The following is a 1,227-nucleotide window of genomic DNA, read 5'->3' as shown; positions in this document are numbered from 1 at the left end:
TGTTCTGGTCAAGTCCAACCGGACACTTTCCTAAAGGAGTTTTCATACTCAATGGGTGATTGGTCGCCATTCGACGAATGTAATCGCTCCAGATTGTAATATTTCACATACGCCGCAACATCTTGCTTCATATGCTCTCTTGTTGGTTGTGCTACCTTGAACAACCAATCATGTTTTAAACTGCCGAAGAACCTTTCAACCACGGCATTATCCCAACACGCACCGACGTCACCCATGCTAGAGCGGCAATCAAGCCGTTTTAATAGGCTTCTAAAGTGTTTACTCGTGTATTGCGAGCCTCTGTCGCTATGAAACACTAAGCCCTTTGGCGGCTGTCGTAAGCGATGTGCTTTTAAAAATGCATGCTCAATTAAGTCTGTCGTCATACGTTTTGACGTGTGCCAACCCACTATGCGACGACCAAATAAATCCATTACAATAGCAAGGTATAGCCAGCCTTCGCCTGTTTTTAAATATGACACATCCCCAGCCCACACCTGGTTTGGGCCTAACGGGTTAAAATTCATGTTCAATAAATTATCCGCTACAGCATCACTGTCTTTGCGCTTTGTGGTGACTTTGTAAGCGATACGCTGCTTAACGACTAACCCCAATCGTTTCATCAAGCCAATGACACGATGCCGGCTAACATCAAAGTCTTCTTTGCGAAGCTTTTTCGCAAGCTCTCGGCTACCCAGACTGCCTCGACTATCTTCAAAAAGCGCCTTCGCCCTACGATGTAAATTCAGTGTTTGTGCACTGATAATTATCGCGGGACGTTTTCGCCAAGCATAGTATGCAGATTTGCTAACGCGCATCACTTTACACGATATGGCAACTGGGTACTGCTTACCTAAACTTTTGAGAAATGAATATTTTATTTCATTTCTTTTGCGAAAAACGCTGAAGCCTTTTTTAATATTTCGCGCTCCATCAGCAAGCGCTTATTGTCTTTTCTGAGCTGAACGAGTTCAGCCCGCTCATCCTTCGACAACTCTGAATCTTCATCTTGTTGTTTAAACTTCGCTACCCAGTTATAAAGTAGCTTGTCAGTGATATTCAGTGAAGCGGCAGCCTCAACAACGGAGTAACCTTGCTCAATCACCAGCGCCACCGCTTCTTGCTTAAAATCGTTTGGATATTGTTTGTTAGTACGTTTAGTCATTTTACACCTCAATAATTGGATATTATCCTTTATTGAAGTGTCCGGCTAATTCAACCACAACA

At 43.4% G+C, this 1,227-nt stretch carries 1 protein-coding gene; it reads right to left on the bottom strand.

Annotated elements, in window-relative coordinates:
* Positions 1–8 precede the first annotated feature (8 nt).
* Positions 9–1,165, bottom strand: a protein-coding gene (locus tag DFP77_RS19415; RefSeq protein ID WP_168827682.1) for an IS3 family transposase whose coding sequence is annotated in 2 segments (ribosomal slippage) — positions 9–895 and positions 895–1,165 — 1,158 coding nt in all. Because the reading frame shifts where the segments join, the coding sequence is not laid out codon by codon here.
* Positions 1,166–1,227: the final 62 nt, after the last annotated feature.

The organism is Marinomonas foliarum, from assembly GCF_003337275.1.
Lineage (GTDB): Bacteria > Pseudomonadota > Gammaproteobacteria > Pseudomonadales > Marinomonadaceae > Marinomonas > Marinomonas foliarum.
Note: the sequence above shows the minus strand (reverse complement) of the source record. Positions and strands in the feature narration are given on the sequence as shown.